A 25,301-nucleotide genomic window follows, 5' to 3' on the forward strand; every position below is an offset into this window, starting at 1 on the left:
CGCTCGCCGCGGTCGCCACGGCCGCTGGAGGACGACGAGGACGAGAACGACGACGGCGCGCCACGGCCGCCCTCGTCGCGGCGCGGACGGCGTTCGCCGCGCTCGTCGCCGCCATAGCTCGGGGCCGGGTTGAAGCCGGTCAGCTCGCCGCGGCGGATGGTCTGCTTGATCAGTTTTTCGATGTCGGCCAGCAGGCGTTCATCCTTGTCCGAGTAGATCGACAGCGCGTCGCCGGAGGCGCCGGCGCGGCCGGTGCGGCCGATGCGGTGCACATAATCCTCGGCGTTGTACGGCAGGTCGTAGTTGATCACGCACGGCAGGTCGGTGATGTCGAGGCCGCGCGCGGCGACGTCGGTGGCGACCAGGATGTCGATCTCGCCCTTCTTGAACGATTCCAGCGCGGCCATGCGTTCCTGCTGGGTCTTGTCGCCGTGGATGGCGACCGCCTTCATGCCCTCCTGCTCCAGCCCCTTGGCCAGGCGCGAGGCGCCGATCTTGGTGTTGGAGAAGATGATCACCTGCTTGAGCTCGCGCTGGCGCAGCAGATGCGCGGTCAGTGCGTGCTTCTGGTTTTCCGGCACCTTGTAGACCACCTGGGTGACCTTGTCGGCGGTCTGGTTGCTGCGCGCCACCTCGATCGTCACCGGGTTGGTGAGGAAGGTGTTGGCCAGCTTCTTGATCTCCGGCGAGAACGTGGCCGAGAACATCAGGTTCTGGCGCTTGGCCGGCAGCAGGTTGATGATGCGCTGCAGGTCGGGCAGGAAGCCCATGTCCAACATGCGGTCGGCCTCGTCCATGACCAGCATCTGCACCTGGCCCAGGCTGATGTTCTTCTGTTCCACGTGGTCCAGCAGGCGGCCCGGCGTGGCGATGACGATCTCGACGCCGGCCTTCAGCACCACGGTCTGGCCCTTCATGTCCATGCCGCCGAACACCACGGTCGAGCGCAGCGGCGTGTGCTGGGCGTAGGCCTTGACGTTCTCGGCCACCTGCACCGCCAGTTCGCGGGTCGGCGTCAGGATCAGCGCGCGCACCGGATGGCGCGCCGGCGAGGTGCTGGCGCTGGCGTGGGCCAGCAGCATCTGGATGATCGGCAGCGCGAAGCCGGCGGTCTTGCCGGTGCCGGTCTGGGCCGCGCCCATGACGTCGCGCCCCTGCAGCAGCACGGGGATGGCCTGGGCCTGGATCGGCGTCGGGTGGACATAGCCCTGGTCGGTCAGCGCGCGCAGGATGGCCGGCGACAGGCCGAAGTCGGCGAAGCGGACCTGGTCGGGTTCGGCGGCGGCTGGCGCGGCCTCGGCAGCGGGCGCGGCTGCGACAGCAGGAGCGGCTTCGACAGCAGGAGCGGCTTCGACAGCAGGAGCGGCTTCGACAGCGGCGGCGGCCGGCGCGGCTTCGACGGCGGGCGCAGCGGCGGCCACGGCGTCGGCAGCGGCTTGCGGAGCGGCGGACTCAATAACGGTCGGGGTGGTGATCTCGGTTTCGGACATAATGTGTGCGGCGGCCCTGCGGCGGACAGCCAAGCTTTCTTCAATTAACAGATCTGCGCTGCCGGCCCGGGCTTGGTGTACGACTTGGAGGAAGTGCGGAAGGACCGGCGGGGCGGCGCGCGCTTAGCAGGATACAATGAGCGCCGTAAACTATACCCTAATTTCCGGCAACTGCGCTAAAAACCACCGGCTTTTATATTAAAACCCTTGCATCAATGGTATGTATAATAGCCAATCTGATCAGAATATCGTTTACATTCGTGCGCAGCTCCGCCCGCGCAACCCGTTACGCCACCGGATATCCCACCACCATGCACGTGCTTCCGCCGGTCCTGCGCCGCCGCCCTTCCCTATTGCTGTCCTGTCTGCTGATACTGAGTTTCCTGCTGGCCTGGCTGCCGCCCGCCGACGCCGGCGCGGCGCCGGCGCCGTCGCTGCGCTTCAAGAAGCTGGGGCCGCTGGGCGGCGATGAGCCGTCGATGCTGTCGCTGCTGCAGGACCGCAAGGGCTTCGTCTGGGTCGGCACCCACACCAACGGCCTGTACCGCTACAACGGCTACCAGGCGGTCAAGTACACCAACAACCCGTCCGACCCGCACAGCCTGCCGCATGACCGCGTCTCGGCCATCTACGAGGACCGCCAGGGCCGCATCTGGGCCGGCACGCAGAACGGGCTGGCGCGCTTCAACCCGGAGAGCAACGACTTCACGCTGTTCGCGCCGGCCGGCAAGGCGCCCAAAAACCACCGCATCATCAAGAACATCATTTCCGACGGCAAGAACGGCATGTGGGTGGGCAGCTGGGGCGGCCTGCAGCACTTCGATCCCAACACCGGCAAGTTCACCGTCTACGCGCACGACGACGCCGATCCGGCCAGCCTGGCCAGCAACGACCTGAACGCGCTGGCGCTGGACGCGCAGGGCGGCGTGTGGATCGGCACCTGGCCGGGCGGGCTGGACTACCTGGCGCCGGGCGCCACCACCTTCCGCCACCACCAGGTCGACCCGTCGCCCAAGCCGGACGCGCGCGTGAACATCGTGCGCGCGCTGCAGTTCGACCGCAACGGCATGCTGTGGATCGGCACCGAATCGGGCGTGATCCGCTGGGACGGCAAGCGCGACTGGGACACCCGCCAGGCCATCGCCTCGCCGTACAGCCGCATCACCAACTTCAACCTCGACAACAAGGGCACGCTGTGGTGCACCACGCTGTCGGCCGGCCTGCTGCGCTGGAACGAGGCCAGCGGCGAGTTCGACCAGTTCGTGCACGCGGCCGACGATCCCTACAGCCTGCCCGGCGACAACCTGCGCGCGGTGATGCAGGACCGCGGCGGCATGCTGTGGATCGCCTCCTTCACCGACGGCATCAGCCTGGCCAACCTGTCGAGCGAGGGCTTCACCCGACACGTGCCGTTCCGCATCGACAGCCGGTCGGCGCCGGCCAGCAACGCGCTGCTGAGCCTGGCCCGCGCGCCGGGCGGGCGCATGTGGCTGGGCGGGAACGTCGGCATGAGCCTGTACGATCCGGCCACCAGCACCGTCGTCAAGACCTACCACGCGGACGACAAGAAGCCCGGCATGCTGAGCCACTCCATCGTCTACAGCATGTACCAGGACGACGACGGCAAGGGCCCGCTGTGGCTGGGCACGTCCAACGGCCTGAACCGGCTGGACACGCCGGACAGCCCGTTCCAGGTGATCCACTTCGGCAACACCGCCAGCGACTACATCAACGCCATCGCGCCCGGCGCCGGCGGCGTGCTGTGGCTGGCCACCGGCAACAGCCTGATCCGCTACGAGATCAAGACCGACGCCCGCAAGATCTACTACAACGATCCGCAGGACCCGAGCACGCGCAGCGTCAACGGCACCTCGGCGGTGCTGGAGGACCGCGCCGGCCGCGTGTGGGCCGGCTCGGAATGGAACGGCGGCGGGCTCGACCTGCTGGACCCGGCCACCGGCAAGTTCCGCCACTACCGCCACGCCAGCGCCGACCGCAACAGCCTGAGCGACGACAACATCGCCAGCCTGCACGAGGACGCGCAGGGCCGCATCTGGGTCGGCACCAGCAAGGGCCTGGACCTGGTGGTGTTCGGCGCGGACGGCAAGCTCAGCTTCAAGTCCTATGCGGCCGCCATGCGCGCGCCCAAGATCCTCGCCATCGAGCACGACCTCGACGGCAAGATCTGGTGCAGCACCATCGCCGGCCTGTACCGGCTTGATCCGGCCAGCGGCCAGGTCAGCCACTTCAGCCCGTCGGACGGGCTGACCGAGGGCTACACGGTCAACTCCTCGTCCATGGGCCAGAACGGCGTGCTGTACTTCGGCGGCGTGCACGGCATGACGGCGGTGACGCCATCGGCCGTGCGCACCAGCTCGGTGCCGCCGCAGGTGGCGATCACCGACATCACCGTGTTCAACCACTCGCTGCAGGACGGCAAGCCGGGCGAGAACGTCAAGGCCGAGGGCCCGGTCACCTCGCCCACCGCGCTGACCTTGTCGTCGCAGGCCTCGGTGTTCTCGCTGGAGTTCGCCGCGCTGCACTACACCGAGCCGGCCGAGAACCGCTACGCCTACCAGCTGCAGGGCTTCGACCGCGACTGGGTACACACCGACGCCGCCCACCGCAGCGCCAGCTACACCAACCTCAATCCCGGCCACTACGTGTTCCGGGTCAAGGCCGCCAACCACCTGGGCGTGTGGAATCCGGAGCCGGCCACCCTGGCCATCACCATCACGCCGCCGTTCTGGCAGCGCTGGTGGTTCCGCGCCGGCGCCGCCGCGCTGGTGCTGGGCTCGCTGATGCTGGCCTACAAGATCCGCATCGCCCGCCTGACCCGCCACCAGGCCGAGCTCAAGCAGCTGGTGGCCGCGCGCACGCGCGAGCTGGAGGAATCGAACCGCAAGCTGGCCGCGCTCAGCACCACCGACGGCCTGACCGGGGTGAGCAACCGGCGCGGCTTCGACCTGGCGCTGGAAGCCGAATGGCGGCGCGCGGCGCGCACCGGCCAGACGGTGGCGCTGTCGATGCTGGACGTGGACTACTTCAAGAAGTACAACGACCACTACGGCCACCTGGCCGGCGACTCGGCGCTACGCACCGTGGCCGAGCTGATCACCGCGCACGGGCGCCGCACCACCGACCTGGTGGCGCGCTACGGCGGCGAGGAGTTCGCGCTGCTGGCGGCCGCCACCGACGCGGCCGATGCGTTCGGCGTGGCCGAGGAAATCTGCGCCGAGCTGGCGCGCAGACAGCTGCCGCACGAACAGTCGCCGTTCGGCATGCTGACCATCAGCATCGGCGTGGCGGTGATGCGGCCGACCGAGGACAGCTCGCCCGAGCTGCTGGTGCAGATGGCCGACCGGGCGCTGTACCGCGCCAAGGAAAAGGGACGCAACATGGCGCTGCTGGCCATGCCGCCGGCATGATGGACGCGAACCGGGACCAGGCGCCGGCAGATGATCCGATGCCGCAGCCGCCACAGCCGCCCGCGCCGGGCGATTGCTGCCACAGCGGCTGCACGTTTTGCGTCGAGGACATGTACCAGGACGAGCTGGAGCGCTATCGCGCCGCGCTCAAGGCCTGGCGCGAACGGCACGGCGAGGGCTAGCCGCCAACGTCGTCATTCCCTCGCAGGCGGGAACGACGTTAGAACGTCTCCCACTCATCGCTGGTGGCGGTCTTGGCTGCCTGCTTCAAGGCCGGCTTGCGCGCCGCCGCCGGCACCGCACGCGGCGCCACCGCCACCTGCTTGCGGCGCGGCGCCGCACGCATCGCCGGCGCGCTGGTCTCCAGCAGCTTGAACACGCTCACCACCTCGCTCAGCTTGCCGGCCTGGTCCTGCATCGACTCGGCCGCCGCCGCGGCCTGCTCCACCAGCGCCGCGTTCTGCTGCGTCACCTGGTCCATCTGCAGGATGGCGGTGTTGACCTGCTCGATGCCGTGGCTCTGCTCCACGCTGGCCGAGGTGATCTCGGCCATGATGTCGGTCACGCGGGTGATGCTGGCGACGATCTCCGTCATCGTCTTGCCGGCCTGGTCGACCAGCTGCGAGCCGGTCTCCACCTTCTCGACCGAATCGCCGATCAGCTGCTTGATGTCCTTGGCCGCGGCGGCCGAGCGCTGCGCCAGGTTGCGCACCTCGGAGGCCACCACCGCGAAGCCGCGTCCCTGCTCGCCGGCGCGGGCCGCCTCCACCGCCGCGTTCAAGGCCAGGATGTTGGTCTGGAACGCGATGCCGTCGATGACGGCGATGATGTCGACAATCTTGCGCGACGATTCGTTGATCGAGGCCATGGTGCCGACCACCTGGCCCACCACGTCGCCGCCCTTGACCGCGATGCCGGAGGCCGACTGCGCCAGCTGGTTGGCCTGGCGCGCGTTGTCGGCGTTCTGCTTGACGGTGCTGGTCAGCTCTTCCATCGACGAGGCCGTCTCCTCCAGCGAGCTGGCCTGCTCCTCGGTGCGCGCCGACAGGTCCTGGTTGCCGCTGGCGATCTCGCTGGACGCGGTGGCGATGGTGTCGGTGCCGCTGCGCACCTGGCTGACCAGCTGCTGCAGGTTGCCGGTCATGTCCTGCAGCGCCTGCATCAGCTGGCCCGTCTCGCAGGCCGAGGTGACGGCGATGCTGCGGGTCAGGTCGCCGCCGGCGACGTCGCGCGCCAGCGCCACCGCCTCCTGCAACGGCGTGGCCACGATGCGCGCCACCCACACGGCCAGCGCCATGCCGATGACAATGTTCAGCACCAGCAGCACGATGGCGGTCCAGCGCGCGCTGCTGAAGGTGGCGCTGGCGGCCGCGCTGGCCGCCTCGCCGCCGTCCGAGTTCAGCTTGACCAGCTTGTTGACGGTGGCGGTCAATTCGCCCAGCAGCTTGGCCGAGTTGGCGCTGGCCACGGCGCGCGCCTCCACCTTCTGGTTGGCGCGCGACAGCGTCATCATTTTCTCGTGTTCGATCATGAACGCGGCCAGGCTCTTGTCGAATTCAGCGGCCAGCGTTTTTTCCTCGCCGGCGTTGATCACCTTCTCGTAGGCCTGGCGGTGGGCCTTGAGCGTGGCCAAGGTCTCGTCCATGCGCTTTTCATAGCCGGCCATGCCCTTGGGATCTTCGTTGAGCAGGTGCGCCAGCTCCCAGCGGCGATAGTCGCCGACGTCGCCGCGCAACTCCAGCACCGCGCGCACGCTGGGCATCCAGTTCTGCGCCAGGTCGGTGGACGCCTGGTTGACCTGGCCCATCGACAGGATGGTACACACGCCCATCACCAAGGTCAGCAGCAACACCGCGCTGAACGCCACGATGAGCTTGGTAGCTATTCTCAAGTCATAAAACCATTTCATTACATTCTCCTCATCGCTGACTCGGGCTATCCAGTATGCAACGATGTCGGCCCCGCGACCAGCACGGGACGGAAAATGTGTTCCCAAAGCAACAACTCAAGGACGGGCCGCGCTGAAGTCGAACAGGTTCATCAGGTCGCCGATGGCCGGGCGGTTGCGCGGCACGTAGGGCGTGGCCTTGTCGTGCACCGGGTTGGGCAGGTTGTCGCGGCTGCGCGCCGACAGCGGCGGCAGCGACCAGTTGCGCTCGATGAACTTGGCGATCGAGGCGTGGTCGTAATACGTGTGGTCGACCACGCCCTTTTTCGCCCACGGCGAAATGGCCAGCAGCGGGATGCGCGTGCCGTCGCCAAAGAAGTCGATCGCCTGCACGTAGCCGGAATCGTAGTAGCCGCCGCCCTCGTCGAAGGTGACCAGCACCACGGTGTTCTTCCACAGCGCCGGGTTGGCCTGCACCCGCTCCAGCACGCCGGCCACCAGCTCGTCGAAGCTGGTTTCCATGGCGTAGCCGGGATGGCCGGAGATGCTGTCGTACGGGGCGATCACGGCCACCGACGGGAAGCTCGCGGCATCCTTGACGTCGACGTAGAACTGCATCAGGTCGACCAATTTTTCCTTGTCCGGGCCGTTCATCGTCGAGCTGAAGAAGGTCGGCGTGTCGCACATGCCGCAGTATTCCTTGTCGACTTTCTTGCCGTCGTTGCGGCCGCCGCTATACCACTTCCACGACACGCCGCCGGCCGTCATGGCGTCGCCGATGTGCGGCATCGGCTGCGGCGGCAGCAGGAATTTGTCCGGGCCCAGCGGCAGCGGATCGCCCATCGGGCTGAACGCGGGGTCGAGATTGTTGACCATGTAGTAGTGGCCGGGCGCGCAGTTGCCGTCGTTGAAAGCCGGGTATGGCAGTTGCGACAGCAGCTGTCGGATACCCGCCACACCGGGCTGGGCCGGATCGGAACAATTGACATAGGTGCCACCGCGATAGCCGTCCTCGGTGTACCAGTTGTTGGTGCCGGGCTGGGCGTCGGGGTTCTCGATCTGTTTGGCCGGCGGCACGGCGGCCGCGCCGGCCTCCGTGTAGTAGCCGACATCGGCCGTGGCCAGCGCGAAGTAGTTGACGGTGGTGCCGCCCATGACGGGCTGGTGGTAGTTGTCGGCCAGCGCGTACTGGTCGGCCAGCTTCTTGAACAGCGGGGCGTCGCCGCGCGCCATGTTGTAGAAGCCCATGGCCACCGCGCCCTGCCCGGTCTTGCCGGGCGCGAGCGGCGCAGGATTGCTGGGGCCGGGACCGGTCTGGTCGGCCACCCAGACAAACATATCGTTCTTGCCGCCGTCGACCTGCTGCCACATCTGGAAGAAGCGGTGGGTCGGGTCGCCGGTGTGGGCGCCGTAGCCGACGTGGTGGGTGATCTGGAACGGGCCGTTGGGCAGGTTGGACGGGAAGCGCGCGTCGGGCACGTCCTGCCGCTGGCCAAAGGCGCCGCCGGCCCACGGCTGCGGCAAGGTGCCGTAGACGCCGTTGAAGTCCGGCGTCGGCGTGTAGGCGCCGCTGGACAGGCCCAGCTTCTGCGCCGCGTCCGCGAAGCGCGGGCCGGGCGTGCCGTCCTTGTTGACGATTTTCTTCGACAACAGGTTGGCCACCGTCTGGCCCTTGCGCGGCTGGTAGACGCCGTACAGGTTGTCGAAAGTGCGGTTCTCGCCGACCAGCACGATCACGTGCTGGATCGGCGTGGACGCCGCCCCGCTGGCCGCTGCGGCGGCCGAAGACATCAACGCACCGCAGACCAGCGCCAGCAGGGGACGGGCCATTTACAGCTTGCCGTTCAGCGTGACGAACACCTGGCGCGGCGCGCCGGTCAGCAGCGTTTGCGCGGTGCCGTTGACGTCGCTGGCCTGGAAGCCGTTGGTGCCGATCGAGCCGATGTACTGCTTGTCGAACAGGTTGGTCACGTTCACTTGCAGCGACAGGTCCTTCAGCATGCCCATCGACTTCAGCTTGTAGCCGGCCGACAGATTGGCCAGCCAGAACGATGGCACCGAGGCGTCGTTCAGGTAGGTGTAGTAGCGCTTGCCGGTGTACTTGCCGCCGACGCGCGCGAACCAGGTGCCGCTCTCATACGACGCTTCGGTGTTGAACAGCGAACGCGGCGCGTCAACCACCTGCTTGCCGCTGACGGCGACCAGCTTGTTGTTGTCGGTGTAGTCCGATTTGTACTTGGAATCGTTGAAGGTGTACGAGTTGAACCAGCTGATTTCGCGGTTCAGCTTCCACACGGCGATCGCTTCCAGGCCCTTGGTGTCGACCTTGCCGACGTTGACGAAGGTCGACGGGCAACCGACGATGCCGGCGCAGGTGGCCACGCTCAGCTGGCGGTCGTCGAAGCGGGCGTTGTACACCGCCACCGAACCCTGGATGTCGGCGCGCTTGAAGCGGTAGCCGAGGTCGATGTTGACCGAGGTCTCAGGCTTGAGCTTGGCGATGCCGGCGTTGTACGCGGCCTGGGTCTGCGAGAACGGACCGCTCACGCCCGGCTGGAACGCGCGCATGTTTTTCGAGGCCGAGGCAAACACTTCGTCGTCGGCGCTGATCGCGTAGTTGACGCCGGCCTGCGGCAGGAATTTCTTCTCGGCGTCGAGCTCGCCGGCGGCGCGGGTGCCGATGATGTTGGTGGCCTTGATGTCCACGTCCATCGCCTTGAAGCCGGCGTTGAACTTCAGCTTGCCGTCCATGGCGCTGATGGTGTCGGCCACGTAGTACTGCGAGGTGGTGGTGACGAAGTTCTGCTTGAAGTCGGTGCGGAACGGATTGGCCAGGAAGAACATGGTGTCGGCCGGGCCGGTCACCTTGTAGTAGTTGCGGCTGACGTTGTGGTTGCTGCGCTCGCCCCACAGGCCGGCGGTGATGGTGTGGCTGCCCAGTTCCCAGGTCAGGTCGCTGGTGACGCCGTCGCGGCCGATCGAGTACTCGGTGGTGCGCAGCGAGATCGGGTTGGCGGCGTCGGTCGCCACGTACGGCGTGTACCAGTGGCCCTGGCCGTCGTTGTCGTGGTGGTAGATGGTGGTCTTCAGTTCGACCGACGGGCCGAAGTTCAGCGCCAGCGTCAGGCCGCCGATGGTGTCCTTGCGCAGGCCGCCTGCCGAGTAGTAGGCATCGTCCTGGCTGTTGACGCCGCCGGTGAACTTGTTGCGGGCGGCGTCCAGCGCGCGCTGCCAGTCGGACTGGTAGTTGTCCCAGCCGTAGCCCAGGCGGCGTACCATTTCCAGCGACACGTCCTGGTAGTCGACTTCGCGGCGGTCGGAATAGTTGAGGAAGCCGGTCAGGCTGTTCTCGCCGAAGTTGAACACGAACTTCGAGTTCAGCTGATCCTGGTCCTGGCCGCCCTCGCCCTTGGTCTTGTCGGTGCGCTGGCGGGTGCCGCTGATGTAGGCCTTGACGGCGTTGTTGATCAGGCCGGTATCGACGCGGGCGAAGGTGCGCGAGGTCGAATCGCTGCCGAAGGTTTGCGCGAAGGTCAGGCCGCGCGTGTCGCTCGGGTTCAGCGTGAAGAATTGCACGGTGCCGCCCAGGTTGCTGGTCGAGGCGGTGCCGACCGCGCCGGCGCCTTGCGATACGGTGACGTTGCCGACGTTTTCCGAGGAGATGGCGCGGCTGATGTGCAAGCCGTTGTTGTTACCGTAGCTCATGTCGCCCAGCGGCACGCCGTCCAGCGTGAAGCCCAGCTGGTTCTGGTTGAAGCCGCGCACGCTGAAGCGGGTCGACCACTCGTAGGCGCCGAACGGATCGGCGGACTGGAAGTTCACGCCTGGCAGTTTTTCCAGCACCTTGAGCGGGCTGGTGCCCGGCAGCGCTTCGGCCAGGTCGGCCTTGTTGATGTTCTGCACCTGGCGCGACTGGCCACGGCCGGTGATTTCCACCGTTTGCACAGGACCGACGATGGCGCCGGCCACCGAGCTGTCGGCGGCGGCATCGGCCGCGTCGGCGGCGGCGTAAGCGTGGCAAGCAAGGGCTTGCAGGACCACCAGGCACAATGGTTTCAAAGGGAAGCGCTGTTGCATGATTTGTTCTTCTTTCTTGCTGGTTAGTGTGGACTAGGCTTGGAACTAAACTCGCAAGATTGTAGGAACTGCATGTGACGCAGCGATGACGGGAATGTGACGGCTTGGTGACATGGCAACAAACAGCCAGGCGGACTTGAGGTAAGCTGGAAGCTCTTGTCCTTTGTGGAGGTGTCCATGCGGCGATGGTATGTATTGCTGGCGGCAGCTTGGCTGGCCTTGCCGGCGTGGGCGGCCGAGCGGACCTTTCCGGCCAACGCGCAGCGCGGAAAGATGACGCCCGGCTATTTCCCGGAGGTGGGCATCGACGGCGCCACGCGCCGCCTGTCGCCGGCCGCGCGCATCTTCAACCAGGACAACCTGATCGAGATGCCGGCCGCGCTGCGCGGCAGCGACATCGTGGTCAACTACACGGTGGACGGCGAAGGCAGGATCGACCGCATCTGGATCCTGACCACCGCGGAGGCGGCGCAAAAGCTTCCCGCTCCGGGCGCTAAATAGCGAAGTTATCGGCGTGCGGCCTGGCGAGCAGGCCGCATGCAAAAAGCAGCAGTTCCTCCGGAGGGATCGGCCGGGAAATATGGTAGCCCTGCAGATAGTGGCAACCCATCTTTTCCAGGATGGCCGCCTGGCCGGCGGTTTCCACGCCCTCCGCCACCAGTTGCAGGCCCAGGCTGTGGCCCATGGCGATGATGGCGTGCACCAGGCTGTTGCTGCGCTCGCTGTGCTCGATATCCATGACGAAGGCGCGGTCTATCTTCAGCGTGTTCAGGTGGAACTGGGTCAGGTAGCTGAGCGACGAGTAGCCGGTGCCGAAGTCGTCCAGCGAGATGCTGACGCCCAGTGCGCGCAACTGTGCCAATACCGCCTGCACCTGGCCGCCATCGTCAATTAAAACCCGCTCGGTCAACTCCAGCTCCAGCTGGCGCGCGGCCAGGCCGTTGCTGGCCAGCGCCTGCCGCACCAAGCCGACAAAGGCCGGATCGGCCAGCTGCCAGGCCGAGACGTTGATGCTGATGGTGATTTCCTCCAGCGCGCCGGATTTCCACTGCGCCACCTGACGGCAGGCCTGGTTCAGCACCCAGGTGCCAAGTTCGACGATCATGCCGCTATCTTCGGCGACTGGTATGAAACGGTCCGGCGGCACCTGGCCCAGCAAGGCGCTGTCCCAGCGCAGCAGCGCCTCCACCTTGGTCAGTTTGCCGGTGTGGGAATTGGTGATGGCCTGGTAGACCAGGCGGAATTCGCCGGCCTCGATGGCGCCGCGCAAGGCGCCGTCGATCACCAGCGCATCCTTGGCGGCGGCGTTCATGGCGTCGTTGAAGAAGCGCAGCTCGCCGCGCCCGGCCTTCTTGGCTTCGTACATGGCGATGTCGGCGTTGCGTATCAGCGTATCGCAGTCGCCGCCGTGCAAGGGATAGCAGGCGATGCCGACGCTGGCCGATACGCCGATCACATGATGCGACAGGTTGAAGCTGTCGGCCATGGTGGCGATGATGGCGGCCGCGCAGTCGCTGGCCATTTGCTCGCTGCGGTCCCGTGGCAGGCCGGGCAGGACGACGATGAACTCGTCGCCGCCGAAACGGGCCAGCACGTCCTGCGGACGGAGGATGCCGTGCAGCCGGCGTGCGAACTGGCGCAGCAATTCATCGCCGGCGGCATGGCCGAAGGAATCGTTGACGCGCTTGAACTTGTCCAGGTCGATGAACAGCACGGCGCACTCGCCGTCCGAGAACGCCGCGTTGGCGACCTCCTCCTCCAGCCGCTTGGACAGCGCGTGGCGGTTGAAATAGCCGGTGACAGGATCGATGCGCGCCGCCTGGTACAGCAAATCGTCCTTCTTTTGGCGCTCGCTGACGTCCAGCAGCTGGACCAGACAGTACAAACGGCCACGCTCTTCGTACGGCGAGCCCAGCATCTCAACCGGCAAATTATTGCCATTGTGCAATGTTATGGTTGCCCTGTCGACGGTGGGATATTGCACGCCGGGCGCCAGGAAGCGGCTGAAATACTGATCGGCCATTTCCCGGGTGAGGCCGGGGAGCAGTTCGGAAACGTGGCGGCCGATCAGGTCGGCGGGGCCATTAAAACCCAGCAAGCGGGCGCAGCGTTCGTTGGCCACCATGACATAGCCGCGCCGGTCGCGGATCAGGAAGCCGTTGCTCAGGCTGTCGATGGTGCGGGCGTAACGTTGTTGGATTTCATCCTGCACCGCGTAAATCAAGCCCAGCATGCTCAGGGTTTTAAGGACGGTCGTGCCGGTAAACCAGATCAGATATAACTCGGGGCTCAGGGTCACCGCACTCAGGACATTAAAAGCGCCGCGCAAAATCAGCGTAATTCCCAGCAGGCGATAGCGGTTTTTATGCTTGATCAGGCGCTGCCCGCACCAGAACATTACCACGCCCAATATGGCGGCGCTGCCAGGCGGGATTATCGCCGGGTCTTTCAGCCAAGCGGCATAACATATTCCAGCAATTAATATTCCAACGGGAAGTATCCAGGGTATTTGATATCGACGTAATTCCCCGAGAAAGTATTTGGTACCGCTCCAATAACCAATCATGCTTCCGCTAAGCAAAGCGGCGCAAAGCGGGATGCGTACCGATTCAGATAAAACCCGGTCGCCGATAAACCAGGTGATAATTCCGATCATTACCGACAGCTGCCCCAATCCCCAGAATAAGGCGTGCTTTTCCTTGCGCTGCATCAGCCAGAGGAAAATAAGCAATGTGCACAGAATAGCGTCGGCAGCAAAGGCCGCCGCTACTGCGGAGAGGTGGGCGTAATTACTGAGGTCCGTGCTCATATATATCGGCCGTCATCTGGCCCGGAATCCTGTGGCGCTGTTTGGAGGTGACTATCTCCATTGTAAGCCGAACGGCTGCGTAGACGGTATCGCAGGCCGGCCGAAGTGTTGCCTATTAGCACAACCCCCATCTTCGCCCGGAAAACGGCGCGCAACCCTGTTTTTTATGCCAGAAATTGGCATGTACCTGCCAGCTTCCAGCTTGACCTGAGTGACCGCCGGGGGCGCGTGTCAAACAAACAGGGAAATAGCCAAGGCCCACATGACCATCGCAATCACGCCATCCAATATCTGCCAGGCGCGCGGCTTGGCGAATATCGGCGTTAAATAGCGGGCGCCCAAACCGAGGCTGCTAAACCACACGAATGAGGCAAGCATGGCCCCCAGCGCGAAATACAGGGGCCCATTGCCCGGCTGCTGCCCGCCTATTGATCCAAGCAGCACGACGGTATCCAGATAAACATGGGGATTCAACAGGCTGAACGCCAGCATGGCGGCAATCACGGCGCGGCGGTCGCCGGCGGGATTATTTTCGCCGGCTTCCATTGCGCCGGGATTAAAAGCCGACCGCGCCGCGCGCAAGCCGTACCAGAAAAGAAATCCCGCGCCAGCGATTTTTATCCAGAAAAGCAATGCCGGCGCTTCGACGATTAATTTCCCCATGCCAGCCACGCCCATTCCTATCAGAACAATGTCGCAGATAACACAGATAGCAATACAGGTTAAAACAAATTCGCGTTTCAGCGCCTGTTTTAACAGGTAGGCGTTTTGCGAGCCGATAGCAACAATCAAACTGCCGCCAAGGCCCATGCCTTTTAAAAAAGCCGTCATTTCCATATTTTTCTCCCCAAAACAATGAGGACAGCTTAAACTCCCGGGGTGGATAAGTATAATTAATATTACTGACCAAATATTAGAGGCGCTAATGAGGCAAGTTGACTATCGCGGCCTGGCGGCGTTGGACGCCGTTATCGACTATGGCAGTTTCGACAAGGCGGCCGTTGCGCTTTCCATCACCCAATCGGCCGTTTCGCAGCGCATCCGCATGCTGGAAAACAGCGCCGGCGAGTTGCTGATCGTCCGCAGCCAACCGCCCTCGCCCACCGAGGCCGGCCAGCGGCTGATCGCCCACTACCGGCAAGTCCGGCTGCTGGAAGCGGTGCTGCTGCACCGGCCGGATTCCGGCGAGGCGCGGCCGGAAATCGCCATCGCCGTCAACGCCGACAGCGCCGCGACCTGGGTGCAGGAAGCCGTGACGCCGCTGATGAGCAGCGGCGAATGCCTGCTCCACATCCGGCTGGACGACCAGGACCATACCCTGACGATGTTGCGGGAAGGCCGGGTATTCGGCTGCGTGACCAGCGAATCGGCGCAAGTTGCCGGGACGACATCAACGCCGCTGGGCGCCATGCGTTATCTCTGCGTGGCCAGCCCGGCGTTTGCCCGGCGCTGGTTCCCGGACGGCATGACCGCAGCCGCCGTGCAACAGGCGCCCGCGCTGAATTTCGACCGCAAGGATGCGCTGCAGGAACGCTACATCGCCCGCCGCACCGGCTACACCGGCCGCTATCCCCATCATTCCTTCGCCAGTTCGGACGGGTTTGTACGGTTTGTCGAGGCGGGCTTCGGCTACGGCATGCTGCCGATATTGCAGTGCGAACAGCAATTGAGGGCGGGAACGCTGGTGGAGCTGACGCCCGGCGATTATCTGGACGTGCCGCTGATCTGGCACATGTGGGACATTCAAACGGCCTTTACGCGCGCATTGTCGGACAATGTGATCTCAACTGCGCGCAAATGGCTGCTTTAAGGCCTGTTATCCAGCGCCGCCAATTCCCGCCGGACGCGTTCCTCCCACTCGGCCGGGTCCGGTTCGTAGCTGACGGACGGCTCGGCCGGACCCAAGGCCTGCAAGGCGCCGGTGCGCTGGTAAAGCATGACCGAAGTCCAGGCCACCGTGCCGGCCGGGAATTGGCCCAGTAATTTGAACGCCGGATGGTTCAAGGGATACGTGGTGGTACTGACCAGCGCGCCTTCCTGCAGCTCACGCGCCAGCTTTTCGCCGATGGCGCCCATCAGCGGACCGAAACATGTGCTGTACATGAACACCAGGCTGGCGCCGCGCACATCGACCTTGAACAGGTCCGCCTCGATGAAGGCGATGCGCGAAGGCAGGTCGAGCAGGTGCCGGCCGCTGGCCTCGCCGCCAAACGGCAATTGCAGCGGGGTGTCGGGCGCCAGCGGCGTGGGCAGCGCGGCCAGCCCGTGGCGCGCCAACGCCAGCAAAGCGTCGAGGCGCCGCACCGCCAGGGCGTGCCGGTAGCCCATCAGCTCCACGCCGATACAGCGCTGGAACGGAAACGCCAGCGCCGCCGACATCACCACCTTGCCCAAGCCGCTGCCCAGATCGACCATCACGCCGCCGGGACGGATGAGCGGGGCGATCGCATCGAAGTAATTCTCCAGTTCGAAGCGCTGGAGCTCGCCGTAGATCAAGCCGCCGTCCTCCACCAGCCAGGCGCGCAGTTCGGCGTCGCTGATCTGTTCCAACGGACGAAAATCGGGCGGCGGCGCGGCACGCGGCAACATGCCATGCGGCAGCAAGCTCGCCGGCAAGGTGCCGATGATCGCGCCACGGTGCGGAAGCAAGCGCTGCAGCAGATAGTCGCGGCGCGACTTGTCCTCCACGCAGGCCCGCAGCGCGTAGCCGATTTCGATAAACGGAAGGAAAGGAGAACCGGGCGTCAATTCCAGCGGCGGGCGCACATGCTTTTCGCCGCCCTGTATGCTCTGGAACAAGGCCTCGAACAGATCGGCCGGATGCCTGAAACCGGCGACCGGCAACGCCGCCGTCTCGTGGGTACGAAATGCCGGCGCGCTCCGCATGGGCCGTGGATCAGGCGCGCAGGGTGGCCAGCATCTGGTCGACGCCATCGTGCGCCGCCTGCCAGCCCGAGCTGGCCAGCACCGGCGCGCAGACCGGGCAAGCCTCGAACGGATTGCAGTCGTGCGGCAGTTCCTGATAGAACTTGCCCACCACCGACTTGCCCACATAGGAATCGACCGACAGCGGCTTGGCTTTCGGCGCCACCGACGCCTTGGCCGGCACGAAATCTGCCCCGCCTGGCGCCAGCCAGCGCTCGAACGGCTCGGTCGGCTTACCGTCGGGCACGTACCAGGATTTGCGCTCGCCATTCCAGCGCGCGCCCAGCGCCTTGGCTTCGTCTTTTTCCGCAAACGGAACTTTTAAAAACATCATTGTCGCTACTCCGCTAATGGAAGCAGTCATTTTACATGCACGCCCGGTTGACTGCACCGCCCTTCACGCATATAGTTGCCAAAAGCAAGCATCTGGAGGATTTAATGGATATGCAACAGCAGGCCGACATTGTGCGGCAATTCAACCGCTACTACACGGTGCACCTGGGCCTGCTGCGCGGGCGCTACCTGGACACCGACTATTCGCTCAGCGAAGGCCGCATCATGTATGAACTGTCGATGAATCCCGGCTGCACCGCCAACCACCTGCGCACCAAGCTGGACCTGGACGCCGGCTACATGAGCCGCCTGCTGCGCTCCCTCGGCGAGCGCGGCCTGGTCCACGGTGAACGGTCGGCGCAGGACAAGCGCGCCACCCTGCTGAGCCTGACCGACGCCGGCCAGGCGGTCATTGCCGACATCAACCGTCGCGCCTCGGCCGAAACGGTGCGCATGCTGGGGCAGCTGGGCGAAACGCAGCGCGCGGAATTGCTGGACGCGATGCGCAAGGTGCAGCACATCCTGTCGACGCCGGCCACGCGCGTGGTCCGCGCCACCGCAGCCGAACTGGACGACGCCCGCCATCTGCTGCATGAATATTTCGACGTCATCAACGTCGTGCTGCGCGATGACGACGACGCCATCCGCGCCTTCCTCAACGACACCAGCTCGGCGATGTGGATCGCCTATGTGGACGGCGAGGCGGCCGCCTGCGTGGCCATGCGTCCGCTGCAGGAAGTGGCCGGCGCGACCGAGTGCAAGCGCCTGTACGTGGCCGACCGTTTCCGCCGGCGCGGCCTGGCCGAGGCGCTGATGCAGGCGCTGGAGAGCCACGCCGCGCAGGCCGGCTACGACGCCGTCTACCTCGACACCAAGGACGACCTGCACGCGGCGATCCGGCTGTACGAGCAGCTGGGCTACGAGCGCTGCGCACGCTACAACGACAACCCGCAAGCGACCATCTTCATGCGCAAGCGGATAAAGTGATGGCGCGGTGTCGTCTGTGAGAAAATCCCGGATTGAATTCCACTCGCGACAACAATGCCCATCATCGAACCTATCACCCTGACGCTGGCCGAACTGGCCAGCCGTTGGAACCAGACCACCCGTCAAGTGCTCGAACAAGGCCTGCCGATGTATTTCTACTTCGACGGGCTGGTGTTCGACTTCGGCGACAAATGGCACCGCGCCAACGGCGATGTGCAGGAACAGCAGGCTCTGGAAGCGCATCAAACGCGCCTGTCCACGGTCGACCTCGACCTGCAACGGCAGGCGCTGCACAAACGCGGCCTGCTGAAGCTGACGCAATGGGAAGACGCGCTCAGCGACGAAGACCTGCGCAACCTGCAAGCCGAGTCCGACCGCCTGCACAAGGAAATCGAACGCCTGACGGCGCTGCTGAAAGAGCGCAACGAAGAGCGCCAGCGCCACGTGCGCAACGGCCTGTTGCGTGCCGCCCCGCGCACGCTGCGCGACATCGCGCAGCACGGTCAAAGCAAGTTCCCGCAATTCGCCTTCATGCCGAACTCCCCCACCGGCAACGAGAAGATTGCCGGCGGCGCCGTGGTGGCGCTGGAGGATGGCTTCCCGGTCAAGGCGCTGCTGACCGAGGCGGACCTGGTGATCGCGATGCTGGATGTGCGATCGGTGGAGTCTGCCGACAAAGGCTGAGCCGTACCGGCAAACATCCGCCGGCGACACCTGCGCCGCAGCCGCGCCGGCGCAGGCCACCATCGGCCAGCGGGCGGCGGCGCAAGCGCTGATCAGCGGCGCTTGCGCGCCACCAGCCCCACCAGCCCCAGGCCACCCAACAGCATGGCGTAGGTTTCAGGCTCCGGCACCGCCAACACGTCGCCGTTCCGCACGGCCATGGCACCGATCAGTCCGCTCTTGGGCCCTTCGGCATTGATGCCGGCGAAGAAGCTGAAGGCGTAGGCGTAGTCCGAGTTCGTGGCATGGGTACCGGACAGCCAGATCATCGCCGGAACGCCGTCGGCGCCGCCAAACGGACCGGCGTTACGCACGATCGTCTGCGGATTGCCGGCATGGTCCAGGCCTGGTTGATCGCCCAGTACGTCATAGTACAGATGGGCCGCCTCGGAACCTATCCCCTTGACCGTACTGGGATAGAGGCCGGGATCATAGACGCTGCCCGCGGTCGGCAAATGCCATCCGGTCAAGCCGCCCCAGTTGAGACTGGCCCAGCTGTTGGCGAGGTCGAAGGTCATCACATTGGCGCCGGTGGTGCTGCGCAGCCAGGTGATGTTGTAGTCGGCGTCATACAGATAGGTGGCATTCGGATCGGTGGCCGCAACAGCGTGGAAGAGCTGGTCGCGCCCGGCCAGCGGCGTGCTGGCCATGGCTGGCAGGGTCGCGGCGGCCAGCAGCAGCGCGGCGCCGATGGAGTTCAATTTTTTGTGGCAGTTCATGTTAAATCCCCTAGGTTGGAACAGCAGGTTGGGACGCCAGTCCGGACGTCGACGGTGATAAATTCATGCGCGCCTGGCGCGCCGCCCCACGAGGCCGAGCAAGCCCAGGCCGGCGAACAGCATCGCGTAGCTTGCCGGCTCCGGCACGGCCGTCACATTGATGTTGTCCACCTGGACGTAGCTTTGGCTCAGCAGATTGCCGGTGAGGACCACCGACGCCAGATTGGTCCAGCCTTCGAAGTCGACCGGCGTCAGACCGCCGCCGTTATGGGCCTGCACAAATCCGGAGACGGTCGAGCCGTTGGCAAACACGCCCTTGATGCCCATCCTGACGTCATTGCCCGCGTAGTCGCCCGGCGAGAACTCCAGGCTGTTGAGGTTGAATAGCCCGGCGTCCTGGCGGCGGAAGGTGACGGCGTTGGTTTCGCTCCCCGAGACGATGTCGTGCGGCGCGAACTTCAGCACATTGGTGCCGTTGCTGTAAGGCGCGACACCGCCGCCGACCAATTCAAAATCGAGCGAGGTGAATACGAAGCCTTGTGTCGTGAAAATGGTCGGGCGCACGGCGACGCTGGTCAGGTCGGCGTTGTCGAAGGTGATGGTGTCGGCATAAGCCAGCGGCGCGCTGCAGCCGACGGCGGCTGCCAACGCGGACAGCGTGGTTTTGATGGAAGTTTTCATGGCGGTTTCCCCAGTGGTTGATGTGAGATAGCGTTGCGCGCCATCGGTCCAGCCACTGTAGTCACCGCCGGTCAGCGGGGAAATACGGAAATCACCGTATTTTTATCAACACATCAACGTTGAGGGGATGAAAACTGCGAAACAACTACCCCGTCCCGGCGTGGACGCGATGCGTAGCGCATAGCCGCATTGCTGGCAGAGGTTTTTGACGATGAACAGGCCGAGACCGAAACCTTCGCTATGGCCACCTTGCTCAAACGGCTGCATCAGCCGTTCGCGCGCGGGCGCGGGGATGCCTGGCCCGGTGTCGAACAGCTGGATTTCAATGCCGCCGGGACGACGCCGCGCGCCGAGCACGATGCGCCCGCTGGGCGTGTGGTGCACGGCGTTGGCCAGCAGATTGGCCAGAATGCGGTACAGCAGCAGCGACGAGCCGGTCACCCGCGCGTCGCTGGGGCGCACGGACAGGCGCAAGCCCTTGACGTTCGCCTGCGCCTGGAAGGCTTGCCCCAGCTGGCCGAACATGGCGGTGAGCACGATCGGTTCCGGCAGGCGTTGGTCCTGCCGCGCCTGCTCGATAAGGTCCTTGAGCAGCGACTGAGCGTAGGCCAGCGTGGTGTCGATATGTTCGGCAACGGGACCTTCCACCGGCGCCAGCGCGCTGAACGCCAGCCGCAGCGAAGCCAGCGGTTGGGCGATGTCATGGCTAGCCGATGCCAGGCGCAGCAGACGCTCGTTGGCTTGCTCCAGGGCCGCCAGCTTGGCCTGTTCCGCCTGCAGCAGTTGCGCGGCCTCGGCCAGGCGACTGTCAGCTTGGCGGGCGTTGAACTTCTTGAGCTGGCTGACGACGGCCGCGCCGAACAGCAGCGTTTCGCCAAGGCCGGCGAATTTCGGAAAGGACAGCACGGGAACCAGCGGCACCGCGTCCAAGCCCAAGATGACAAAGATAAACAGCAGCAGCGGCGTGGCCAACAAGATCGATGTGCCCAACAAATAGAAGCGCGCTGCTTCGATGCGCCGGTGCACGCCGATGACGGCGACCGCGCAACCGAATCCCGAATAGGCGAGCATCTGTATGGTCAGCAGTGTATCGAGCTCGTAAATCACATGCGCGATGATCGTCAATCCGCAGACCACGAGCATCAGTCTGTGCCAGCGGTGGAGCTGCGGCATGCGCGCGCGCATCTGCAGGAAATCCATGGCAAAACCGATATGCGCCATCAGCGACAGCCCGCCCAGCACACCGGGCGCCAGCATATTCCACACTGGCGCGTTGGGCCACAGGAAGGCGAAATTATATCCCTCGACCTGGCCGACGAAGAGTATGTTCGTCAGCACAATGGCGCCATACATACGGTAGCCAAACGCGCGCTGGCCGCCCAGTCCGAGCACGGCAACCGGCACCATCGCCAGCATGATGCCGATCACCAGGCCACTGAACAGATGCGCTTCGGTATCGCTGGCATTGAGCTGGTCGGGATGCCACAGGTGGGCCGACATCAGCAACTTGCCGTGGCTGTGATAATAGACATAGACCGTCGCCGCGCCGGGCGCCAACGACAACGGCGCCATCAGATGGCGATGCTGAACCGGGCGATCGGTGTAGGTGCTGGCCGCGTCGAGGTCCAGCGCGCTGCGCAGTTGTCCGCCCTGCTGCTGGAAAACCCGCACCCGGTAGGCGTCGGGGATGCCGATGTCGAGCAAACGCTTGCCGCCAGCAGTGGACAAATCGATGCGGTACCACTGGCCGCCAGGCACCGCGGGCAGCCCGGCGGCCGCCATGACTTGCGCCGCGGCCGCGTCCGGCAGGGCGTGCACGCATGCATGCAGGGCGGTCTGGCCATCCGGCGACTCGGAACATCCTTGGGCCTGCGCATGGCCGGCGCAACAGCACAGCAGCAACGCCACCCAGACCGATGCGAAAAATCTAGCCAACAATGACGCCTCCCGAGATGTTATCATTATTCTATCACCGTTTCTGATAGTCATCTTTATGGATATCCTGCTGGCCGACGATCACGCCATTTTCCGGCAAGGGCTGAAATTGCTATTGCAGAGTCAACCGGGCATGCGAGTGGTGGCCGAGGCCGCCAGCCTCGAGGAGGTGCAACCCGCGCTGCGGCAGCAGGCCATCGATTTGCTGATACTCGACTATCACATGCCGGGCGGCGAGTCGTCGGCGATGCTGGGGTATTGCAAGCAGCGCTATCCGAAGCTGAAGGTGATCGCGCTGACCGGCACCCAGTCGGGCATCGTGCTCAAGCAGCTGCGCGATGCCCGGGCGGACGCGGTGTTGCTCAAGGACTGCTCCAGCACCGAGTTATTGCACTGCATCGCGCAGGTGATGAATGGCAAGACGGTGGTGAGCGTAGCGGTGCAGCAGCAGATCGCCACCTGCACCGAGGTGTTGACGGCACGCGAACTGCAGACGGTGCAATTGATTTATCAGGGCTACGCCGGCGCCGACGTCGCGGCCCAGCTCAACCTGTCGGCCAAGACCGTCGACAAGCATCGGGAAAACGTCATGCGCAAGCTGCAGGTGCACAATGTGGTGCAGCTGATCCACAAGGTACGCGAACTCAAGCTGGTCTGATCGACATTGACCGACCAGGACAAAACACAGCGCCCCGCCCTGGGTCATTTTTCGATCGGCACGGTGGGGCAGTATTGAGTCGGCGCCCTGTTGACATTCACAAAAACGAGGATTAACCTATTAACAAATTCGTTAATAGGTTAATCGAAATGCTCCTCGACCTCGTCTTTGAAGCTCTCGCCTCCGGCCCGCGCAGGCAAATCCTGGCGTACCTATCGGAAACCCGGCTGTCTACCTCCGATCTCGCCCAACGCTTTTCCATGAGCGCGCCGGCAATCTCGCGCCATTTATCGATCCTTGAAAACGCCGGCCTCGTCACACGCGAACGAGAGGGGCAATTTGTCTACTACCAGATCAACCGAGATAGCCTGGTCAATACCTTGACCGGCTATGCCTTCGAAGTCTGCCCCGTGGCCAGGCCGCTGAAACGCGAGTCGCGCGCACTCAAAAAGCGTAGCACTTAATAGTTTTTCAATTTGCGGAGAGTGACCATGACAGAACGGGCTGCGAGTCTCCGGGGGCACCGCGCGCGCTGCGCGGACAATAACAGCGTGATTGACGGCGAGGTCAGGTACGCGCCGGTCAAATCCCTCTGGTTCATTTCGATGGCATGCGCCGCTGTCATCGGCGGTGCGGCCCAGTTTAGTGCCGGAGCATTCGGCGTCTTCGTCGGCTCGACCGGGGCTGTCTTGCTTCTGGGGCACTCGCTCGGTAGCCACCGGAAACTGATCCACAATAGTTACCAATGCCCACCGTGGCTTGAATACCTGCTGGTCTACCTCGGTGTGCAAGTGGGACTGGCCGGGCCGCTTGGTCTATTGCGCCAGCACGAACTGCGCGACTATGCGCAACGCCTGCCGACATGCCACGACTACCTCCGTCATGGCCGCGGTATATGGACCGACGCCTGGTGGCAACTGAATTGCGAGCTACGCCTGATCTCGCCGCCACATATCGAACTTGAATCCCGCATTGCCGACGACCGTTTCTACCTCTTCCTTGAACGCACATGGATGCTTCAGCAAGTGCCGCTTGCGCTGCTGCTGTATTGGTGGGGTGGCTGGGGATTCGTATTCTGGGGCGTTTGCGCGCGCGTGACGGCCGGCGTACTGGGCCACTGGTTGATCGGCTACTTCGCCCACAACCATGGCGGCATGAACTATGAAGTCGCGGGCGCGGCGGTGCAAGGTCGCAACATCCACCTGACGTCGCTCATGACCATGGGCGAATGCTGGCACAACAACCATCATGCCTATCCGGGATCGGCACGCCTTGGGCTTGCTGATGGTGAATGGGACCCGGGATGGTGGACCCTGCAGTGCATGCAATGGGCTGGCCTGGCCTGGGATCTCAAATTGCCGGCCGACCTTCCCGCCCGGCCCGAAGTACGGGCGATCGACAATCCAGCTTCGCCCGCCCCGGCCCAACCAACCGCCCTGGAGAGAATATGATTTATTCGGATAAAGAACCTGTGCGGCGACTTCCATTTTCCAAATGGTGGCCCGTGGTCGCCGGGGCGCTATGCGGCGTCTTGCTACGCCTGATATTCTGGGGCAGCCCTGGCTATCCCTGGAACGCAATGCACCCCGCCTTTATCGGTTTTGCACCGCTCGCTGTCGGCGCCGTCACGGTCTATGTTGCCGAACTCTCCGAGCGCCGAAGCTGGCGTTACTATCTGTTCGCAGGCATGCTCGCAAATGTCCTGTTCGTGATGGCGACCATGGCGATCCTGATCGAAGGCCTGATCTGTGCAATCCTGGTCCTGCCCTTGTTCGCCGTGTATGGTGCGCTTGGCGGGGTGCTCATGGGCGCGATCTGCCGTGGCACCAACTGGCCCAAAAAGCCAGTGGTGTACAGCTTCTCAATGATGCCCTTGCTACTCGCGGCACTGCTGCCGGACCACGCTGGTGAACCCTATGTCGGATCAATTGAGCGCACCGTCGTCATCAACGCCGACGCCCCAACGGTCTGGCGTGAGTTGCATGACACTCGGGACATCGAAAAAGCGGAGGTCGGCCAGGCGTGGATGTACCGTATTGGAGTTCCGATGCCGGTCTCCGGCGTTACCCGGGTCACGCCTGAGGGCCTAGTGCGCGATGTCCGTATGGGCAAAGGAATACATTTCACCCAGCATGCGACGCAGTGGGAGACGAACCGCTATGTCAGATGGACCTATCACTTCAGCGACGATTCCTTTCCGCCGGGCGCATTGGACGATCACGTGAAAATCGGTGGCGAATATTTCGATGTCATCGATACAGAATATGTATTAGCGCCAACTGGCCCCCATTCGACCGCGCTTACAGCCCGGATGCACTACCGCGTCAGCACGCGATTCAATTGGTACGCAAAACACTTGGCTAGCGGGCTGATTGGCAACTTCGAGGAAGTCATTCTAGGGTTCTATGCCGGGCGCTCGACACGAGCTCTGAGCGGCCCCGGGCGGCCGGAACTCCCGACGAAAAAAAACCCCAACGATTTCTCGTAGGGGCTTGATTTCACTACATAAAAATTCTGGTGGGCCTCCCGTGAGTCGAACACGGCACCAACGGATTATGAGTCCGCTGCTCTAACCAAGCATGAGCTAGAGGCCCAGTAGTCTTGCTTTGCGCTGGGAGCCTTGCCGGCCCCTCCTACGCGCTGTCGTT

The 25,301-nt window shown here is 64.3% G+C and carries 21 protein-coding genes and 1 tRNA gene; 10 read left to right on the forward strand and 12 right to left on the reverse strand.

Annotated features, from left to right (window positions below; translation table 11 throughout):
* Window positions 1-1,490, reverse strand: a 1,490-nt coding sequence (locus GTP90_RS22850) for a DEAD/DEAH box helicase (protein ID WP_161085703.1), incomplete at its 3' end; no start/stop codon positions are given.
* Between the two features lie 311 nt (window positions 1,491-1,801).
* Here GTP90_RS22850 and GTP90_RS22855 point away from each other — a divergent pair.
* A complete protein-coding gene (locus tag GTP90_RS22855; RefSeq protein ID WP_161085704.1) occupies window positions 1,802-4,918 on the forward strand; it encodes a ligand-binding sensor domain-containing diguanylate cyclase in 3,117 nt (1,038 codons plus the stop codon).
* Window positions 4,915-5,100: an oxidoreductase-like domain-containing protein gene (locus GTP90_RS22860; RefSeq protein WP_371875114.1), complete on the forward strand. Its 186-nt coding sequence runs from the start codon at window positions 4,915-4,917 to the stop codon at window positions 5,098-5,100. Before GTP90_RS22855 ends, GTP90_RS22860 begins: the two co-directional genes overlap by 4 nt.
* Before the next feature lie 38 nt (window positions 5,101-5,138).
* On the opposite strand, the gene GTP90_RS22865 is transcribed toward GTP90_RS22860, so the two are convergent.
* The 3 genes from GTP90_RS22865 to GTP90_RS22875 form a co-directional block, all read right to left on the reverse strand.
* Window positions 5,139-6,827 carry a methyl-accepting chemotaxis protein gene (locus tag GTP90_RS22865; RefSeq protein WP_161085705.1) on the reverse strand — a complete coding sequence of 563 codons (1,689 nt, stop codon included), beginning with the start codon at window positions 6,825-6,827 and terminating at the stop codon, window positions 5,139-5,141.
* 96 nt (window positions 6,828-6,923) lie between these two features.
* Window positions 6,924-8,636, reverse strand: coding sequence for an alkaline phosphatase family protein (locus GTP90_RS22870; RefSeq protein WP_161085706.1), 1,713 nt, complete (start codon window positions 8,634-8,636; stop codon window positions 6,924-6,926).
* The gene (locus GTP90_RS22875) at window positions 8,637-10,883 is read right to left on the reverse strand and encodes a TonB-dependent receptor family protein (RefSeq protein ID WP_161085707.1); all 2,247 of its coding nucleotides are present in this window, start codon (window positions 10,881-10,883) and stop codon (window positions 8,637-8,639) included.
* Between the two features lie 177 nt (window positions 10,884-11,060).
* Here GTP90_RS22875 and GTP90_RS22880 point away from each other — a divergent pair, with 177 nt between their 5' ends.
* Window positions 11,061-11,384 carry a hypothetical protein gene (locus GTP90_RS22880; protein WP_161085708.1) on the forward strand — a complete coding sequence of 108 codons (324 nt, stop codon included), beginning with the start codon at window positions 11,061-11,063 and terminating at the stop codon, window positions 11,382-11,384.
* On the opposite strand, the gene GTP90_RS22885 is transcribed toward GTP90_RS22880, so the two are convergent.
* Window positions 11,377-13,281, reverse strand: a complete 1,905-nt coding sequence (locus tag GTP90_RS22885) for a putative bifunctional diguanylate cyclase/phosphodiesterase (protein WP_254452004.1) — start codon at window positions 13,279-13,281, stop codon at window positions 11,377-11,379. The two genes, GTP90_RS22880 and GTP90_RS22885, sit on opposite strands and share 8 nt — an antisense overlap.
* Window positions 13,282-13,923: 642 nt before the next feature.
* The gene (locus GTP90_RS22890) at window positions 13,924-14,529 is read right to left on the reverse strand and encodes a LysE/ArgO family amino acid transporter (protein ID WP_161085710.1); all 606 of its coding nucleotides are present in this window, start codon (window positions 14,527-14,529) and stop codon (window positions 13,924-13,926) included.
* A gap of 88 nt (window positions 14,530-14,617) precedes the next feature.
* Here GTP90_RS22890 and GTP90_RS22895 point away from each other — a divergent pair, with 88 nt between their 5' ends.
* Window positions 14,618-15,502 carry a LysR family transcriptional regulator ArgP gene (locus GTP90_RS22895; protein WP_161085711.1) on the forward strand — a complete coding sequence of 295 codons (885 nt, stop codon included), beginning with the start codon at window positions 14,618-14,620 and terminating at the stop codon, window positions 15,500-15,502.
* Here GTP90_RS22895 and GTP90_RS22900 read toward each other — a convergent pair.
* Both GTP90_RS22900 and GTP90_RS22905 read right to left on the reverse strand, forming a co-directional pair.
* The gene (locus tag GTP90_RS22900; RefSeq protein WP_161085712.1) at window positions 15,499-16,578 is read right to left on the reverse strand and encodes a class I SAM-dependent methyltransferase; all 1,080 of its coding nucleotides are present in this window, start codon (window positions 16,576-16,578) and stop codon (window positions 15,499-15,501) included. The genes GTP90_RS22895 and GTP90_RS22900 overlap by 4 nt on opposite strands.
* Before the next feature lie 10 nt (window positions 16,579-16,588).
* The gene (locus tag GTP90_RS22905) at window positions 16,589-16,951 is read right to left on the reverse strand and encodes a DUF5710 domain-containing protein (protein ID WP_117011947.1); all 363 of its coding nucleotides are present in this window, start codon (window positions 16,949-16,951) and stop codon (window positions 16,589-16,591) included.
* A 104-nt stretch (window positions 16,952-17,055) separates the two neighbouring features.
* Here GTP90_RS22905 and GTP90_RS22910 point away from each other — a divergent pair, with 104 nt between their 5' ends.
* Both GTP90_RS22910 and GTP90_RS22915 read left to right on the forward strand, forming a co-directional pair.
* Window positions 17,056-17,937, forward strand: coding sequence for a helix-turn-helix domain-containing GNAT family N-acetyltransferase (locus GTP90_RS22910; RefSeq protein ID WP_254452005.1), 882 nt, complete (start codon window positions 17,056-17,058; stop codon window positions 17,935-17,937).
* Window positions 17,938-17,991: 54 nt separating this feature from the next.
* Window positions 17,992-18,621 carry a hypothetical protein gene (locus tag GTP90_RS22915; RefSeq protein ID WP_161085713.1) on the forward strand — a complete coding sequence of 210 codons (630 nt, stop codon included), beginning with the start codon at window positions 17,992-17,994 and terminating at the stop codon, window positions 18,619-18,621.
* A gap of 92 nt (window positions 18,622-18,713) precedes the next feature.
* Here the strand turns inward: GTP90_RS22915 and GTP90_RS22920 are convergent, their stop codons facing one another.
* From GTP90_RS22920 to GTP90_RS22930, 3 genes are all read right to left on the reverse strand, one after another.
* Window positions 18,714-19,379, reverse strand: coding sequence for a PEP-CTERM sorting domain-containing protein (locus GTP90_RS22920; RefSeq protein ID WP_161085714.1), 666 nt, complete (start codon window positions 19,377-19,379; stop codon window positions 18,714-18,716).
* Window positions 19,380-19,442: 63 nt separating this feature from the next.
* Window positions 19,443-20,060: a PEP-CTERM sorting domain-containing protein gene (locus tag GTP90_RS22925; RefSeq protein ID WP_161085715.1), complete on the reverse strand. Its 618-nt coding sequence runs from the start codon at window positions 20,058-20,060 to the stop codon at window positions 19,443-19,445.
* A gap of 105 nt (window positions 20,061-20,165) precedes the next feature.
* Window positions 20,166-21,968 (reverse strand): sensor histidine kinase, encoded by a 1,803-nt coding sequence (locus GTP90_RS22930; protein WP_161085716.1) that lies wholly within the window; start codon window positions 21,966-21,968, stop codon window positions 20,166-20,168.
* Between the two features lie 85 nt (window positions 21,969-22,053).
* Between GTP90_RS22930 and GTP90_RS22935 the strand changes: the two genes are divergently transcribed.
* From GTP90_RS22935 to GTP90_RS22950, 4 genes are all read left to right on the forward strand, one after another.
* Complete coding sequence (locus GTP90_RS22935; protein WP_161085717.1) at window positions 22,054-22,653, forward strand: response regulator; 600 nt, start codon at window positions 22,054-22,056, stop codon at window positions 22,651-22,653.
* A gap of 149 nt (window positions 22,654-22,802) precedes the next feature.
* Window positions 22,803-23,117 carry a metalloregulator ArsR/SmtB family transcription factor gene (locus GTP90_RS22940; RefSeq protein WP_161085718.1) on the forward strand — a complete coding sequence of 105 codons (315 nt, stop codon included), beginning with the start codon at window positions 22,803-22,805 and terminating at the stop codon, window positions 23,115-23,117.
* Window positions 23,118-23,144: 27 nt separating this feature from the next.
* Window positions 23,145-24,104: an acyl-CoA desaturase gene (locus GTP90_RS22945; RefSeq protein ID WP_175048188.1), complete on the forward strand. Its 960-nt coding sequence runs from the start codon at window positions 23,145-23,147 to the stop codon at window positions 24,102-24,104.
* Entirely contained in the window at window positions 24,101-25,141 is a 1,041-nt protein-coding gene (locus tag GTP90_RS22950) for an SRPBCC domain-containing protein (protein WP_161085720.1), read from the forward strand. The genes GTP90_RS22945 and GTP90_RS22950 overlap by 4 nt, the downstream gene beginning before the upstream one ends.
* Window positions 25,142-25,168: 27 nt before the next feature.
* Here the strand turns inward: GTP90_RS22950 and GTP90_RS22955 are convergent.
* Window positions 25,169-25,247 (reverse strand) — tRNA-Ile (locus GTP90_RS22955).
* Between the last annotated feature and the right edge of the window lie 54 nt (window positions 25,248-25,301).

The organism is Duganella vulcania, from assembly GCF_009857655.1.
In the GTDB taxonomy this organism is placed as follows: Bacteria; Pseudomonadota; Gammaproteobacteria; order Burkholderiales; family Burkholderiaceae_D; genus Rugamonas; species Rugamonas vulcania.